Below are 14,803 nucleotides of genomic sequence, written 5' to 3' on the forward strand. Positions count from 1 at the left end.
GAGCCTCCTCACGGCCAACAACCTCTCGCTCAGCTCGACCATCTACCCCGGGCAGAAGCTGAAGCTCACCGGCGCCACCCAGTCGACGCCGCCGAAGGCCACCCAGCCGGCACCCGCACCCGCACCCGGCACCTACACGGTGAAGGCCGGTGACACGCTGGGTGCCATCGCAGCCCGCAACGGCGTCAGCCTCTCGGCGCTGCTCGCTGCCAACAGGATGACGACGACCACGGTCATCTACCCGGGGCAGAAGCTCGCCCTCCCCGGCAAGGCCACACCGGCTCCCGCACCCGCTCCCTCCGACCTCGTCCCCTCGACCTTCCTCGGCTACACCTACCCGGACAGGGTCGTTGCCGACGCGAACGCCAACAAGGCACTGCTCAACTCACTCCCCGCGCCGTCGCCCGCGCAGATGCAGCAGATCGTCGCTGACACCGCCCGTTCCATGGGCGTCGATCCCAGCCTCGCGCTCGCCTTCGCCTACCAGGAGTCGGGGTTCAACCAACGGGCCGTCTCTCCCGCGAATGCCATCGGCACCATGCAGGTCATTCCCTCCTCCGGGGAGTGGGCGAGCGACCTCGTCGGCCGCAGGCTGAACCTCCTGGATCCGTACGACAACGCGACAGCGGGCATCGCGATCATCCGCTCGCTGGTGCGCACCAGTCCGTCCCTGGACATCGCCATCGCCTCGTACTACCAGGGCCAGTACTCGGTCCAGACCCGGGGGATGTACGAGGACACCAAGCAGTACGTCGCGTCCATCAAGGCCCACCAGAAGAACTTCCGGTAGGACCGGCCACTCCTCGGCCCGGGGAGTCCGGCAGGCGCGGGCCTGTTCCGGACGCCCCGGGTATCAGGTGAATACGAGCAGGGTACGGGGGCGGGATCGCGTGGTGGTCCCGCCCCCTTCTGCCGTGCGCGCTTAGTATCGGAGGGTGCACCAGCAACGGAAGGACCCGCTCGAGGGGGCGACCGTCGACGGTCGATATGTCGTCCAGTCGCGGCTGGCCCGTGGGGGCATGTCCACCGTCTACCTGGCGACGGACCGCCGGCTGGACCGCCGCGTCGCGCTCAAGGTCCTGTATCCGCACCTCGCGGACGAGCCGGGCTTCGTCGACCGCTTCGAGCAGGAGGCGAAATCCGCCGCGCGCCTGTCCCATCCCCGTGTCGTGGGAGTGCTCGACCAGGGCGTCGACACCATCGGCGGTCAGACGGTCGCGTACCTCGTGATGGAGTACGTCCCCGGCAGGACGCTGCGGGATGTGCTGCGCGAGCACGGCCGCCTTCCACCCCGCCGTGCGCTGGACCTGCTCGATGCCGTCGTCGAAGGGCTCGCGGCGGCACACGAGGCCGGCCTGATCCACCGCGACGTCAAACCGGAGAACGTCCTCCTGTCCGATGCCGGGCAGGTAAAGATCGCCGACTTCGGCCTCGCACGCGCGGTGTCGGCGACCACAGGAACCGCGACGCTCGTCGGCACGGTGGCCTACCTCTCCCCCGAGCTGGTGCTCGGCAGGCCCGCGGAAGCCCAGAGCGACATCTACTCGACGGGCGTCCTGCTCTTCGAACTCCTGACGGGCCACCAGCCCTTCGCGGGCGAGACGCCCATCCAGGTGGCGATACAGCACGCGCAGTCGGTGATACCGGCCCCGTCCGTGCTGCTTCCCGGGCTGGCGCCCGACATCGACGAGCTCGTCCAGTGGTGTACCTCGCGGGACCCGGAGGACCGTCCGGTGGACGGCTCGGCCCTGCTCGGCGAACTGCGGCACATCCGGCAGACCCTGACCGACGAGGAACTCGACTTCGCGCCCGCAGCCGCCCCCTCCCCTGCGCTCCACCAGGACCAGCTCACGGCGGCGGTGGTTCCGCGGCTGCCCGACGACGGGTGGACAGAGGCGCTCTCCAGGGGTCACCTCGACGGCGAGGACGCTGCCTCCACGCCGGGATCGGCGGACGTGCTGCCGCTCGCAGCCCACGACAACGCCACACGTGTTCTCCGCCGGGACTCCAACGTCACGAGGGTGATCGGCGCGGTGCCGGCAGTGCCGCCGCTGCCGTCCTCGCCTCCCGCTTCACCCGGCCCGGCCGGGCCGGTCGGCGATTTCCCGCACAGGGCCGCGCGGGGCGATCGCCTCGGCGTCTCCGACGAGGAGGGCTTCGGCGAGAACGAGTTCGGCGAGGACGGCTTCGACGAGGACGAGTTCGGCAAGCCCCGTCCCGGCAAGGACGGTCCCGGCGACGAGCAGCACCACCATGGGTCGTCCGCAGCGTCCGCCGGCGCCCGTCCCGCGGGCGGCAGAACGGGGAGCTCCGTCCGCCCGCCGTCCAGGAGGCAGCAGGCACGGCAGGCCCAACGACCGCAGAACACCCTGCACGGCCGGACCGCCCGGCGCTCGGTGCGGCTGCTCGTGGTCTTCCTGGTGCTGCTCGCGGGCATCGCCGCCGCGGCCGGCTGGTTCTTCGGGACCGGACCGGGGGGCGTCGTCTCACTGCCGGACGTCGCTGACGTCCCGCTCGCTAAGGCGCGGGCCGCACTGGACGAGGAAGGGATCGCATTCCAGTCCACCGAGGAGGTCTTCGACGAGAACGTGCTGCCGGGCCTGGTGATCGGCACCGACCCCGCAGCATCCTCCGACGTCCGACGGTTCGAGCGGGTCCGAGTGATGGTGTCGAAGGGGCCCGAACTGTTCCGGGTTCCCGATCTGCTCGGCCTGACGCAGCTCACGGCGGCTGCCGAACTGGGAGCGGCCGGCTTCGCGGTGGGAACGATCGAGGAGCAGTACAACGAGTCGGTGGCCGCAGGGATCATCGTCCGGCAGGTACCCGAGCAGGGCGCCGAGCGGCGCCGCGGCTCCGCCGTGGACCTGGTCGTCTCGCTCGGTCCCGAGCGGGTCGCCGTCCCGGACGTCACGGGCCTCCCCGAGCAGGATGCCGTCGCGGCGGTGGAGCAGGCGGGGCTGGAGGCGGTCGTGAACGACGCCGCCGAGTACAGCCGGACCGTGCCCGCCGGCGCCGTCCTCGGCCAGAATCCCTCGGGCGAGGTGCAGCGGGGAACGCGCGTCACGCTCACGCTGTCCAAGGGGCCACGCATGGTGCGGGTCCCCACCGTCTTCTCGCTTCCCGAGGACCGGGCTGTCGCGGCCCTCGAGGCTGCCGGCTTCACCGTGCAGGTGGACTACACCTTCGGCAGCGCCGTACTCGGCCTCGTGGCCGGACAGAGTCCCACGGGCGACCAGCCCGAAGGGACGACGATCCGCATCACCGTCACCTGACCGGGGCTGCTCCGCAATCAGGGATACCGAAGCCATTCGGGACAGCGAAGGCGGCTACCAGGGGTAGCCGCCTTCGGTGCACTGCGCGAACGGGAACGGGTGGGTCAGCGCTTGGACAGCGCTCCGGCGACGAGGAACGCCATCTCGAGCGACTGCATGTGGTTGAGGCGGGGATCGCAGACCGACTCGTAACGCTCGATGAACGCGTCCTGGTCGATCGGGTCGGACCCACCCAGGCACTCGGCGACGTCGTCGCCCGTCATCTCCACGTGCAGGCCGCCGGGGAAGGTCCCCAGCGAGTTGTGCACTTCGAAGAAGCCGCGCACCTCGTCGATGACGTCATCGAAGTTGCGTGTCTTGTACCCGTTGGGCGAGGTCACGGTGTTGCCGTGCATCGGGTCGGTGACCCAGAGGACCTGGGCGCCCGAGCCGGTCACGCGCTCGACGAGCTTGGGCAGCTTCTCCCGGATGTTCTGGGCACCCATGCGCGTGATGAACGTGAGCCGGCCGGGCTCACGGTTCGGATCGAGCTTGTCGATCAGGGCGAGCGCATCATCACCGGACGTCGACGGCCCGAGCTTGACACCGATCGGGTTCCGCACGCGTGACAGGAAGTCCACGTGCGCGCCGTCGATGTCCCGTGTCCGCTCCCCGATCCACAGGAAGTGGGCGGAGGTGTCGTAGGGCAGGGATGTGCGCGAGTCGATGCGGGTCAGCGCGCGTTCGTAGTCGAGGAGCAGGGCCTCGTGGCTGGCGAAGAACTCCACGCGCTTCAGTGCCTCGAAGTCCGCTCCGCACGCGTCCATGAACTTCACCGCACGGTCGATCTCCCGCGCCAGCGATTCGTAGCGGGAGTGCGCGGGGTTGGCCATGAAGCCCTTGTTCCAGTGGTGGACCAGCCGCAGGTCCGCGAACCCGCCCTGCGTGAACGCACGGATCAGGTTCAGGGTCGATGCGGAGGTGTGGTACGCCTTCACCATGCGCGACGCGTCGTGCCCGCGGGTCTCGGGCGTGAAGTCGTAGCCGTTGACCATGTCACCGCGGTAGGCGGGAAGCGTGACGCCGTCGCGCGTCTCGTCGTTCGACGAACGCGGTTTGGCGAACTGGCCGGCCATGCGCCCCATCTTGATGACGGGCAGCGAGGCGCCGTAGGTGAGGACGACGGCCATCTGGAGGATGGTGCGGACGCGCGCGCTGATCTTGTCGGCGGTCGCCCCGTCGAAGGTCTCAGCGCAGTCGCCGCCCTGCAGAAGGAATGCCTTCCCCTGCGCCGCGGCCGCGAGCCGCTCACGCAGCACGTCCACTTCACCGGCGAAGACCAGCGGCGGGAGGCTCGAGAGTTCCTTGACCGACGCCGTATAGACATCCGGGTCCTGCCACGAGGGCTGCTGGACCGCCGTCATCGAACGCCAGGCATCGAGGCCGGCGGTGGGGGACGAGGCAGGAGCCGCGATGCGCGGAAGGACGGGAGCTAGTGAATCGGTCACACGGAAATTCTACTGGCTGCGGGCCTGGCCCCCGATTCGGCCTGTCATCGCCGCTTCGCGCGATGTCATACAGGCGGACGGGAGGTCCCGCGGAGCGTCACACCGCTTCGGTTCCTGCGTCCCTGTCGTTCGCCGGCGTCACCTTGTCCGCCGGAGTGGCGCGGCCGATCTCCGTGACGGTACCCGGCGCCGGACCGGCGGGGTCGCTGGAGATGCGCACGGCGGCCCTGCGGCTGTCGGCTCCGGGCTTCGGCGTCTTGCGGCCTGCTGCCTTCTCCGCCGCCAGTCGCTCCTTCACCGTGCTCGCGTAGGCGTCGACGTACTCCTGCCCGGACAGGCGCATCAGTTCGTACATGATCTCGTCGGTGACGGAACGCTGGACGAAACGGTCGTCCTCCAGTCCCTCGTACCGGGTGAAGTCGAGGGGCTCGCCGATGATGATGCCGACGCGGCGGATGTTGGGGATACGGCGGCCGATGGGCTGCACCTTGTCCGTCCCGATCATCGCCACGGGGATCACCGGCACGCCCGTGGCCAGCACCAGCTTCGCGACCCCCGTCTTGCCGCGGTACAGGCGGCCGTCGGGGCTGCGGGTCCCCTCCGGGTAGATGCCGAGGATGCCGCCCTCGTTCAGGATGTCCATGCCCGCCGTCAGCGAGGACGACGACGCCGCGCCGCCGGAGCGGTCCATCGGCAACTGGTTCGACAACCGGAAGAAGAGGGCGGTCAGCCTGCCCTTGACCCCCTTGCCCGTGAAGTACTCGGATTTCGCGAGGAAGACGACAGGCCTCGGGACCACGATCGGCAGGAAGATCGAATCGGAGAAGGAGAGGTGGTTGCTGACGATCACCGCCGGTCCCGACGAGGGGATGTTGTCGAGACCCTTCACCCACGGCCGGAAGAGGAGGTTGAGGATCGGACCGACGATGATCCGCTTCATCACCCAATAGAACACGCTGCCAGCCTCCCTGCATGGACGGTGCGGCATCCGGCATGCCGCCCGCTTTTCCCTGTGGAAGCCTACTCTAAGGGCGCTGGGGCCTTTCGGCGGCGGCGATCTTCCGGATACCGTCCCCACGGGTCGGCAGTCCGGGCGCCAGGACCGGGTGGGGAGCGTCCTGTTGACGTAGGGGCGCCGGATGTCCACGATTGAATCAGCACGCCCTCTGATTTCCAGGACGCCGGCCGGATACCCTCCGGACCCGGGCCGCAGCACGCGACGGCAGGTAGCAACGTATGGGCCCCCGAGGTCAGGAACCGAACGAATCCACGGATGACGCAGTCTGGCAGGACCTCGTGGCCCGCCTGGAAGGAACCTCCGCGGATCCCCCCGCGCCGAACGCGTCCGGTTCCTCCGCCGTCGGACGGACGAATCCGGACGGGGGCGCCGGCCGGGAACGGACCGACGCGCGCGGTGAATCCGGTGCCTCGGGTGCCGACGGACCGACCGACCGCGAGCGCGCCGATGCGATCTTCCGCAACCAGCCCTTTCGCCCCGGCGGTCCGCGGGACTCCGCGCCGATCGAGCCGGAGGACGACGAGGGCTTCATACCGGAGGAGCCCCCGCCCCTCGGCTCGGGCGATCCCCTGACGGTCCTCGCCTGGATCGGCGCGGCGGGCGGGCCCATCCTGCTCCTCCTGTTCGCCATGTTCTGGCGGAACGCGCCGCTGGCGGCGACGCTCGGAGTCCTGGCCGTCTTCCTCGCCGGTGCCGGCTACCTCGTGACGAAGCTGCCGAACAACCGCGACATCGGGGACGACGGCGCAGAAGTCTAGCGCTGCCCTCCCCGGTGGGACGGCGACCGGTCAGGTTCCGCTGCGGGAGAGCAGGCGGGACAGGTCCGCCGCTCCGATGAGCCCGGCCTCGGGTCCCAGGGCCGCGCGTTCGATGCGTGCGGCCGGGCGGAAACCGCGGCCCGTCAGGTTCCTTCCGAAGGCTCGCCGAGCAGGCTCGAGCAGCAGGTCGCCGGCCGCGCTCAGTCCGCCTCCGATGACGAACGTCCCCGGATCCAGGGCGGCGGCCAGGTTGGCCAGCCCCAGACCCAGCCACTGCCCGACGTCGTCGACCAGCTCGCGCGAGGCGGGGTCGCCCTCCATCGCGAGGCGGGTCACGAGCGCACCGGTGATGGCCGCGCCGTCGCCTTGGGCCGCCGCGATGATCGCCTGGGCCACCGGGGAGTTCGCTGCGGCGAGTTCCCGTGCCTCGCGTCCCAGCGCGTTGCCCGAGGCGTACTGCTCCCAGCATCCGCGGTTGCCGCACTCGCAGCGGTGGCCCTGGGGCACGATGATCTGGTGTCCGAACTCCCCCGCGACGCCGTGCCGGCCGCGCTCCACGCGCCCGCCCAGGATCATCGCGCCCCCGATGCCGGTGCCGAGGGTGACGCAGACGAGGCGGGACTCCCCCCGGCCCGCGCCGAACCGCCACTCGGCCCAGGCGGCGGCGTCGGCGTCGTTCACCACGGTCACGCGCCGCCGGAGCAGTTTCTCGAGGTTCCTCCGCAGCGGCTCGTTGCGCCACGCGAGGTGCGGGCTGAACAGGACCGTGCTGTTGGACAGGTCCATCCACCCGGCCGCTCCGATGCCGATCGAACGGACCCTGTAGTCCGCCGACAGCTCCCGGACGAGGTCGGTGATCACGGCTTCGACCGCGCGCGGGTCCTGGCCCGGGGTCGCACGGCGCGCTTCGGCGAGGATCTGCCCGTGGACGTCGACCACGCCCGCTGCGACCTTCGTCCCGCCGATGTCGATGCCGACGGAGAGTCCGCGCCGTGCGGGATTGGGGAAAGTGCTGCGGGCGGCCCGCGCGGTCAGCGGGCCGTTGCCGCGCCACGCGAGACCGTATTCCGTTCGCAGCCGACGGGCATGGGGGCCGGCCGCCTCGGGCATGATCGGCATGCGGTCCCTTCCTCGTCGTGTGCTGCGCGTCGACGCGCCGCCGTTACCGATTCGTACAGTACTGGACAGTAAATCGAGCGGGTAACCCGATAGGCTGAAGGAACCGGTCAAGGTGATACCAAAGGAGTTATCGTGCGCGACATCAGCGTTCCCGTCCTCGTGGACGTCCCCCGCGGGACCAATACGACGGACCTGGTGGTCCGGCAGGCGGCGAAGCCCTCCGATCCGGCCCTGTTCGCCGTCAAGGGCGCATCGGGCGAGTGGCAGGACATCTCGGCCACGGAGTTCCGCCGGCAGGTCGAGGACGTCGCGAAGGGCCTGATCGCGTCGGGCGTGCAGCCGGGTGACCGCGTGGCGATCATGGCCCGCACGCGGTACGAGTGGTCGCTGGCCGACTTCGCCATCTGGTTCGCCGGCGCGGTCTCGGTCCCGGTCTACGAGACCTCCTCCCCCGCGCAGGTCGCGTGGATCCTCGGTGATTCCGGGGCCGTCGGCGCCTTCGTCGAATCGGCCCGCCATGAGGACGTGGTCCGCCAGGCGGTCGCGCTGGGGACCATCGGATCCCTGCAGCACGTCTGGCAGTTCGACGGCGACGGGCTCGACACGCTGCGGACCGCTGGGGCCGGGACCGACGAACAGACCCTCTCCGACCGCCGCGCCTACGCCGGGCTCGACGACGTCGCGACGATCATCTACACCTCCGGCACCACCGGGAAACCCAAGGGCTGCGAGCTGACGCACGGCAACTTCGTGGAGCTCTCCGAGAACGCCGCTGCCGCGCTTCCCGAAGTGCTGGCCGAGGGCGCTCAGACGATCATGTTCCTGCCCCTGGCACACGTCTTCGCCCGGTTCATCTCCGTGCTGTGCGTCGCGGCCGGCGCCACTGTCGCCCACACCCCCGACGTCAAGAACCTGCTCCCGGACCTCCAGAGCTACCAGCCGACGTTCATCCTGGCCGTGCCGCGCGTCTTCGAGAAGGTGTACAACAACTCGATGCTGAAGGCCGAGGACGGCGGCAAGGGCAAGATCTTCCATGCGGGGGCAGACGTCGCCATCGCCTGGTCGAAGGCCGAGCAGGCCGGCAGGATCCCGCTGGGCCTTCGGGTGAAGCACGCCGTCTTCGACCGGCTGCTCTATGGCAAGATCCGGACCGCCATGGGCGGGCGTGTGCAGTACGCCGTGTCGGGCGGCGCACCCCTGGGAGACCGGCTCGGCCATTTCTTCCACGGCATCGGCCTTCTGGTGCTGGAGGGCTACGGCCTGACGGAGACGACCGCCCCCATCACGGTGAACACCCCGCAGCGCGTCAGGATCGGCACGGTGGGTGCTCCGCTCCCCGGCAATGCCGTGAGGATCGCCGACGACGGCGAGATCCTCACGAAGGGTGTCTGCGTCATGAAGGGCTACTTCAACCGGCCCGACCTCACCGACGAGACCTTCGTCGACGGGTGGTTCCGGACCGGTGACATCGGCGAGCTGGACGACGAGGGATTCCTCCGCATCACGGGACGCAAGAAGGAGATCATCGTGACGGCCAGCGGGAAGAACGTCGTCCCGGCGATGCTGGAGGACGCCATCCGGTCGAACGCCCTGGTCTCCCAGTGCGTCGTGCTCGGCGACCAGCGCCCCTTCATCTCGGCGCTCATCACGCTCGACGAGGAGGCGCTGCCCGGCTGGCTCGAGCGGCACCACCTGCCGGCCGGGACCACGACGGCCGAGGCCGCGGGGCATCCCGCGGTCCTCGCCGAGATCCAGGACCTCGTGGACAGCGCCAATACGACGGTGTCCCGCGCGGAAGCCATCAAGGTGTTCCGGATTGTCCCGACCGACTTCACGGAGGCGACCGGCCACCTGACGCCGTCCCTCAAGATCAAGCGCGCGCAGGTCCTCGCGGACTACTCCGACGTCGTCGAGTCGATCTACGCGACGGCCACGGTTTAGGGGACGCGGTGCCCCGCCCCCGGGGCGAGGCGCCGGAGAAGTCAGCCGGTCCGAAGGGACAGCAGCGCGTTCTCGACCACCTCGGTGAGTGCCGGGTGGATCCAGTACTGGCCCCGGGCCGTGGTGTGCGCGTCGAGTCCGAAGGACATGGCCTGGATGACGGGCTGGATGATCATCGAGGCCTCGTGGCCGAGGATGTGCGCGCCGAGGATGCGCCCTGTCGACTGCTCGGCGATGAGCTTGACGAAGCCCTGGGTGTCCTCCATCGCCCACCCGTACGCCGTCGAGCCGTAGTGCTGGACGGCGGTGACGATCCGGGTTCCCGATGCGTCGGCATGGGCGAGGGCCTCCTCCTCCGTCATGCCGACGGAGGCTGCCTGCGGGTGCGAGAACACCGCCGCGGGCACGAAACGGTGGTCGCTGGCGCGCAGTGCGTCGGGGTGCAGCAGGTTGTGCGCGACGACCTTCGCCTCGTGGTTCGCCACGTGCTTCAGCTGGTGGGCGCTGCTCACGTCGCCGAGCGCCCACAGCCCCTCGACGGGCTCCCCGTGGCGGAGGACACGCTGGTACTCATCGACGGTCAGGCGGCCGTCGTCGTGCAGGTCCAGGCCGGCGTCCGCAGCCCCGATCCTGTCCGTGTTGGGCGTGCGCCCGACGGCCATGAGGACGACGTCGACCTCGATCTCCGTCGGACCGGCCGGCCCGTTGAGCCGGGCCGTCACACTGCCGTCGTCGTTCGCGACGATCTGGGTGACGTCGGTGTCCACCCGGAGGTCCCACTGGTGGGCGGCCTGGCGCGTGAAGGCCTCGGACACGGTCGTGTCGAGATGCCGGAGCATGCCGCCGGAACGGACGGCGATGGTGACGTCGGTCCCGAAGGCGCCGAACACGTGGGCGAACTCCGCCGAGACGTATCCGCCGCCGACGATCAGCAGACGGCGGGGTAGTTCGTCCAGGCGCATCACGGTGTCCGAGGTGTGGACCTGGGGCAGGGTGATGCCGGGGATCTCGGGCAGGACCGCCCGCGAACCCGCCGCGATGACCAGCTGGTCCGCGGTGATGACATCGCCCGAGGGAGTCTCGAACGACTTCTCCCCCGTGAGCCGCACGTACTCCTCGATCAGGGTCACGTTCTCGAGCTCGTCCGCTCGGTAGTCCCTTCCGCCGCTCGAGATGGCATCGATCCGGGTGAAGATCCTGTCCCTGATCTCCCTCCAGCGCACGCCGTCGAGGGTGAGGTCCACCCCGAGCCGCGACGCCTCCGCGGGCGCCGAGGCCAGTTGGGCGGGGTAGACGTACATCTTCGTCGGGATGCACCCCACGTTGAGGCACGTACCGCCGAAGGTACCGCCCTCGACGAGGACCACCTTCCGGTCATCCCACGCAGGCGAGATGAGCGTGTTCCCTGAGCCGGAGCCGATGATCGCGAGGTCGTAGTGGGTCACACGAGGCAGTCTAGCCGCGCCCGCCCCCTGCTCGGTGGGAAGGGCGGGCGCGGCAGGCCGTCAGGCGGGGGTGATGACGAGGAGGAGGTCTCCGCCCTGGGCGGGTTGGACGCCGGTGAAGGTGGTGCGGTGGATGGTGCCGGTGATGGGGGTGGTGATGTTGGCTTCCATCTTCATGGCTTCGATGGTCGCCACGGTGTCTCCGGCGGTGACGGGTGTTCCTTCGGTGAGGCTGATGGTGACGGATCCGGCGAAGGGTGCGGGGATGTGGCCGGGGACGCTGGGGTCGGCTTTCTCGGCGGTCTTCACGGCGCTGGTGATGCTGCGGTCGCGGACGGTCACCGGGCGCATCTGCCCGTTGAGGGTGCACATGACGGTCCGCATGCCCTTCTCATCCGGGTCCGAGACGGCTTCGAGGGTCGCGATGAGCCGGACGCCCTTCTCGAGTTCGATGACGTGCTCGGTGCCGGCCTGGAGGCCGTAGAGGTAGTCCGCGGTCCCGAGGAGGGACACATCCCCGTAGGTGTCCCGGGTGGCGGTGAAGTCCTTCGTGGGTCCGGCGAACAGCAGGGTGTTCAACGCAGTGCGGCGCTCCTTCGGCGTGCCGGCGAGTCTCTTCTCGTCCTCGGCGGTGATCTCGGCGTCGCGGGGTTTGACCTCGCGGCCCTTCAGGGCTTTGGTCCGGAAGGGTTCGGGCCAGCCGCCGGGCGGGTTGCCGAGCTCCCCGTTGAGGAACCCGATGACCGAGTCCGGGATGTCGAAGGCCTGCGGGTTCTCCTGGAACTCGGCCGGGTCGGCGTTGGAGCCGACGAGGGCCAGGGCCAGATCGCCCACGACCTTTGAGGACGGGGTGACCTTCACCAGCCGGCCGAGGATCCGGTCCGCGGCCGTGTACATGTCCTCGATGGCCTCGAAGCGTTCCCCGAGCCCGAGGGCGATGGCCTGCTGTTTCAGGTTCGAGAGCTGACCGCCCGGGATCTCGTGCCGGTACACCCTGCCCGTGGGGCCGGGCAGCCCGGACTCGAACGGGGAGTACATCCGCCGCACGGCCTCCCAGTACGGCTCCAGCGCGCACACGTTCCCAAGATCGAGCCCGGTGTCGCGGGGTGTGTGGGCCAGGGCCGCGACCAGCGCGGACGCCGAGGGCTGGCTGGTGGTCCCGGCCAGGGGCGCACTGGCGACGTCGACGGCGTCCACGCCCGCGTCCACGGCCGCCAGCAGGGTGGCGAGCTGACCGCCGGCGGTGTCGTGGGTGTGCAGGTGCACGGGCAGGTCGAAACGCTCCCGCAGGGCGGCCACGAGTCGCGCGGCGGCGGCGGGGCGGAGGAGCCCGGCCATGTCCTTGATCGCCAGGATGTGCGCACCCGCGTCCACGATCCGCTGCGCCAGCTCCAGGTAATACTCCAGCGTGTAGAGCGTCTCGGCCGGGTCGAGCATGTCCGCCGTGTAGCACAGGGCCACCTCGGCGACCGCGGTCCCGGTCGCCCGCACCGCACGGATGGCCGGCTCCATCTGGGACACGTCGTTCAGGGCGTCGAAGATCCGGAAGATATCGATCCCCGACGCGGCGGCCTCCTGCACGAACGCGGTCGTGACCGCTTCCGGGTACGGGGTGTAACCGACGGTGTTCCGGCCGCGCAGCAGCATCTGCAGACAGATGTCCGGAATCTCCCGGCGCAGCGCGTCCAGACGCTCCCACGGATCCTCCCCCAAAAAGCGCAGGGCAACATCGTAGGTCGCCCCGCCCCAGGCCTCCACCGACAGCAGTCCCGGGGTCAGCGCCGACACGCTCGCCCCGGCCGCGGTCAGGTCCCGGGTCCGCACCCTGGTCGCCAGCAGCGACTGATGCGCATCCCGGAACGTCGTATCCGTCACCGCCACCGCCGTCTGCTCCCGCAACGCCCGCGCGAAACCCTCCGGCCCGAGTTCCAGGAGGCGTTGCCGGCTCCCCACCACAGGTGAGGCAGCAGCGGCACTGTCAGCAGAACCAGAACCAGCGCCCGCAGCGCCGGAGGCACTGTCGGTCGTCGTGGTGTCGGTCGTCGTGGTGTCGGCTTCAGGGAGGGCTGGGAGTTTCTCCCGGGGGTCCCGGTGCGCCGGCCGGACCCCGTTGGGCTGGTTTACGGTCACGTCCGCGAGCCAGGTCAGCAGCTTCGTGCCCCGGTCCGCGGGGATCCGGGCGGTCAGCAGCTCGGGGCGCTCATCGATGAACGACGTCGCGACGTTCCCCGCGATGAAGTCCGGGTCATCCAGGACCGCCTGCAGGAAGCTGATGTTCGTCGACACGCCGCGGACCCGGAACTCCGCCAACGCGCGCCGGGCGCGGGTCACGGCGGCCGGGTAGTCCCGGCCCCTACAGGTGAGCTTCACGAGCATGGAATCGAAGTGCGGGCTGATCTCCGCCCCCGCATACACCGTGCCACCATCCAGGCGCACCCCGGCACCACCGGCCGACCGGTACGCCGAGATCCTGCCCACGTCGGGGCGGAAACCGTTCGCCGGGTCCTCCGTCGTGATCCGCGACTGCAGGGCCGCACCGCGCAGCGTCACCGTGTCCTGGGACAGGCCCAGGTCCGCCAGGGACTCCCCGGCCGCGATCCGTAGCTGCGACTGGACCAGGTCCACGTCGGTGACTTCCTCCGTGACGGTGTGCTCGACCTGGATCCGCGGGTTCATCTCGATGAACACGTGCTGACCGGCGCGTTCGCCGACCGTGTCGACCAGGAACTCCACCGTCCCGGCGTTCACATAGCCCAGGGCGGTGGCGAACTTCACCGCGTCCCGGTGCAGCGCCTGCCGGATCCCCTCGTCCAGGTTCGGCGCCGGGGCGATCTCGATGACCTTCTGATGCCGGCGCTGCAGCGAACAGTCCCGCTCGAACAGGTGCATCACATTCCCGTGCGCGTCCGCTAAAATCTGCACCTCGATATGCCGGGGCCGCAGGACCGCCTGCTCCAGGAACATCGTCGGATCCCCGAACGCCGACTGCGCCTCCCGCATCGCCGCCTCCAGTGCCTCCGGCAACGCCTCCCGCGTATCGACCCGGCGCATCCCCCGGCCGCCACCGCCGGCGACGGCCTTGGCGAACACCGGGAACCCGATCTCGTCCGCCGCGGCGATCAGCTCCGCCACATCGGCGCTCGGACGCGAGGACGCCAGCACCGGGATGCCCGCCGCCCGGGCGGCGTCCAGAGCCTTGACCTTGTTCCCGGCGAGTTCGAGCACATCGGCCGGCGGGCCCACGAACGTGATCCCCGCATCGGCAGCCGCCCGGGCAAGGCCCGGGTTCTCCGACAGGAACCCGTACCCCGGGTAGATCGCATCACAGCCCGCGTCCTTCGCGACCCGGATGATCTCCTCGATATCCAGGTACGCCCGCACCGGGTGCCCTTCCTCCCCGATCAGGTACGCCTCATCCGCCTTCTGCCGGTGGATCGAATTCCGGTCCTCCTGCGGGAACACCGCGACCGTCTTCGCCCCCACCTCATACCCGGCCCGAAAAGCACGGATGGCGATCTCGCCACGATTAGCTACCAGAATCTTCGAGAACATAACGCTCCTGCATCCTTGCCGGTGGGGTCCTGCACGCTGGATCGATCCTACCCGGCGCGCCCGGCGCGTCCACGGTGCGTGTCATCCTGCTACACAACCGCGCGGAAGCCGCGGATCCGCGGGCTACGGGCGTCCCGGGCGCTCATCCCGATCACCCTAGAATAGGTCGGGGGCCGATCCGCGAGCCTCGGCGTCCGCCAGAGACAGGTAG

9 protein-coding genes are annotated in these 14,803 nt (G+C 69.9%); 4 read left to right on the plus strand and 5 right to left on the minus strand.

Annotated elements, in window-relative coordinates; genetic code table 11:
- A partial coding sequence (locus ACX80I_RS16715; RefSeq protein WP_459346231.1) for a lytic transglycosylase occupies positions 1-790 on the plus strand: 790 nt, incomplete at its 5' end.
- 145 nt (positions 791-935) lie between these two features.
- Positions 936-3,272 carry a protein kinase domain-containing protein gene (locus tag ACX80I_RS16720; protein WP_459346232.1) on the plus strand — a complete coding sequence of 779 codons (2,337 nt, stop codon included), beginning with the start codon at positions 936-938 and terminating at the stop codon, positions 3,270-3,272.
- A gap of 104 nt (positions 3,273-3,376) precedes the next feature.
- Here ACX80I_RS16720 and ACX80I_RS16725 read toward each other — a convergent pair whose 3' ends face one another.
- Entirely contained in the window at positions 3,377-4,726 is a 1,350-nt protein-coding gene (locus ACX80I_RS16725; protein ID WP_301228834.1) for a class II 3-deoxy-7-phosphoheptulonate synthase, read from the minus strand.
- A gap of 130 nt (positions 4,727-4,856) precedes the next feature.
- The gene (locus ACX80I_RS16730) at positions 4,857-5,714 is read right to left on the minus strand and encodes a lysophospholipid acyltransferase family protein (protein WP_459346233.1); all 858 of its coding nucleotides are present in this window, start codon (positions 5,712-5,714) and stop codon (positions 4,857-4,859) included.
- Positions 5,715-5,995: 281 nt separating this feature from the next.
- Here ACX80I_RS16730 and ACX80I_RS16735 point away from each other — a divergent pair, with 281 nt between their 5' ends.
- The gene (locus ACX80I_RS16735; RefSeq protein WP_459346234.1) at positions 5,996-6,535 is read left to right on the plus strand and encodes a hypothetical protein; all 540 of its coding nucleotides are present in this window, start codon (positions 5,996-5,998) and stop codon (positions 6,533-6,535) included.
- A gap of 30 nt (positions 6,536-6,565) precedes the next feature.
- Here ACX80I_RS16735 and ACX80I_RS16740 read toward each other — a convergent pair whose 3' ends face one another.
- A complete protein-coding gene (locus ACX80I_RS16740) occupies positions 6,566-7,654 on the minus strand; it encodes an ROK family glucokinase (protein WP_459346235.1) in 1,089 nt (362 codons plus the stop codon).
- 132 nt (positions 7,655-7,786) lie between these two features.
- Here ACX80I_RS16740 and ACX80I_RS16745 point away from each other — a divergent pair, with 132 nt between their 5' ends.
- A complete protein-coding gene (locus tag ACX80I_RS16745) occupies positions 7,787-9,595 on the plus strand; it encodes an AMP-dependent synthetase/ligase (protein WP_459346236.1) in 1,809 nt (602 codons plus the stop codon).
- 41 nt (positions 9,596-9,636) lie between these two features.
- On the opposite strand, the gene ACX80I_RS16750 is transcribed toward ACX80I_RS16745, so the two are convergent.
- Together ACX80I_RS16750 and ACX80I_RS16755 are read right to left on the minus strand one after the other, a co-directional pair.
- Positions 9,637-11,040 (minus strand): mycothione reductase, encoded by a 1,404-nt coding sequence (locus ACX80I_RS16750; protein WP_459346237.1) that lies wholly within the window; start codon positions 11,038-11,040, stop codon positions 9,637-9,639.
- 60 nt (positions 11,041-11,100) lie between these two features.
- Entirely contained in the window at positions 11,101-14,592 is a 3,492-nt protein-coding gene (locus ACX80I_RS16755) for a pyruvate carboxylase (protein WP_459346238.1), read from the minus strand.
- Positions 14,593-14,803: the final 211 nt, after the last annotated feature.

The sequence above is a fragment of the Arthrobacter rhamnosi genome (assembly GCF_054510855.1).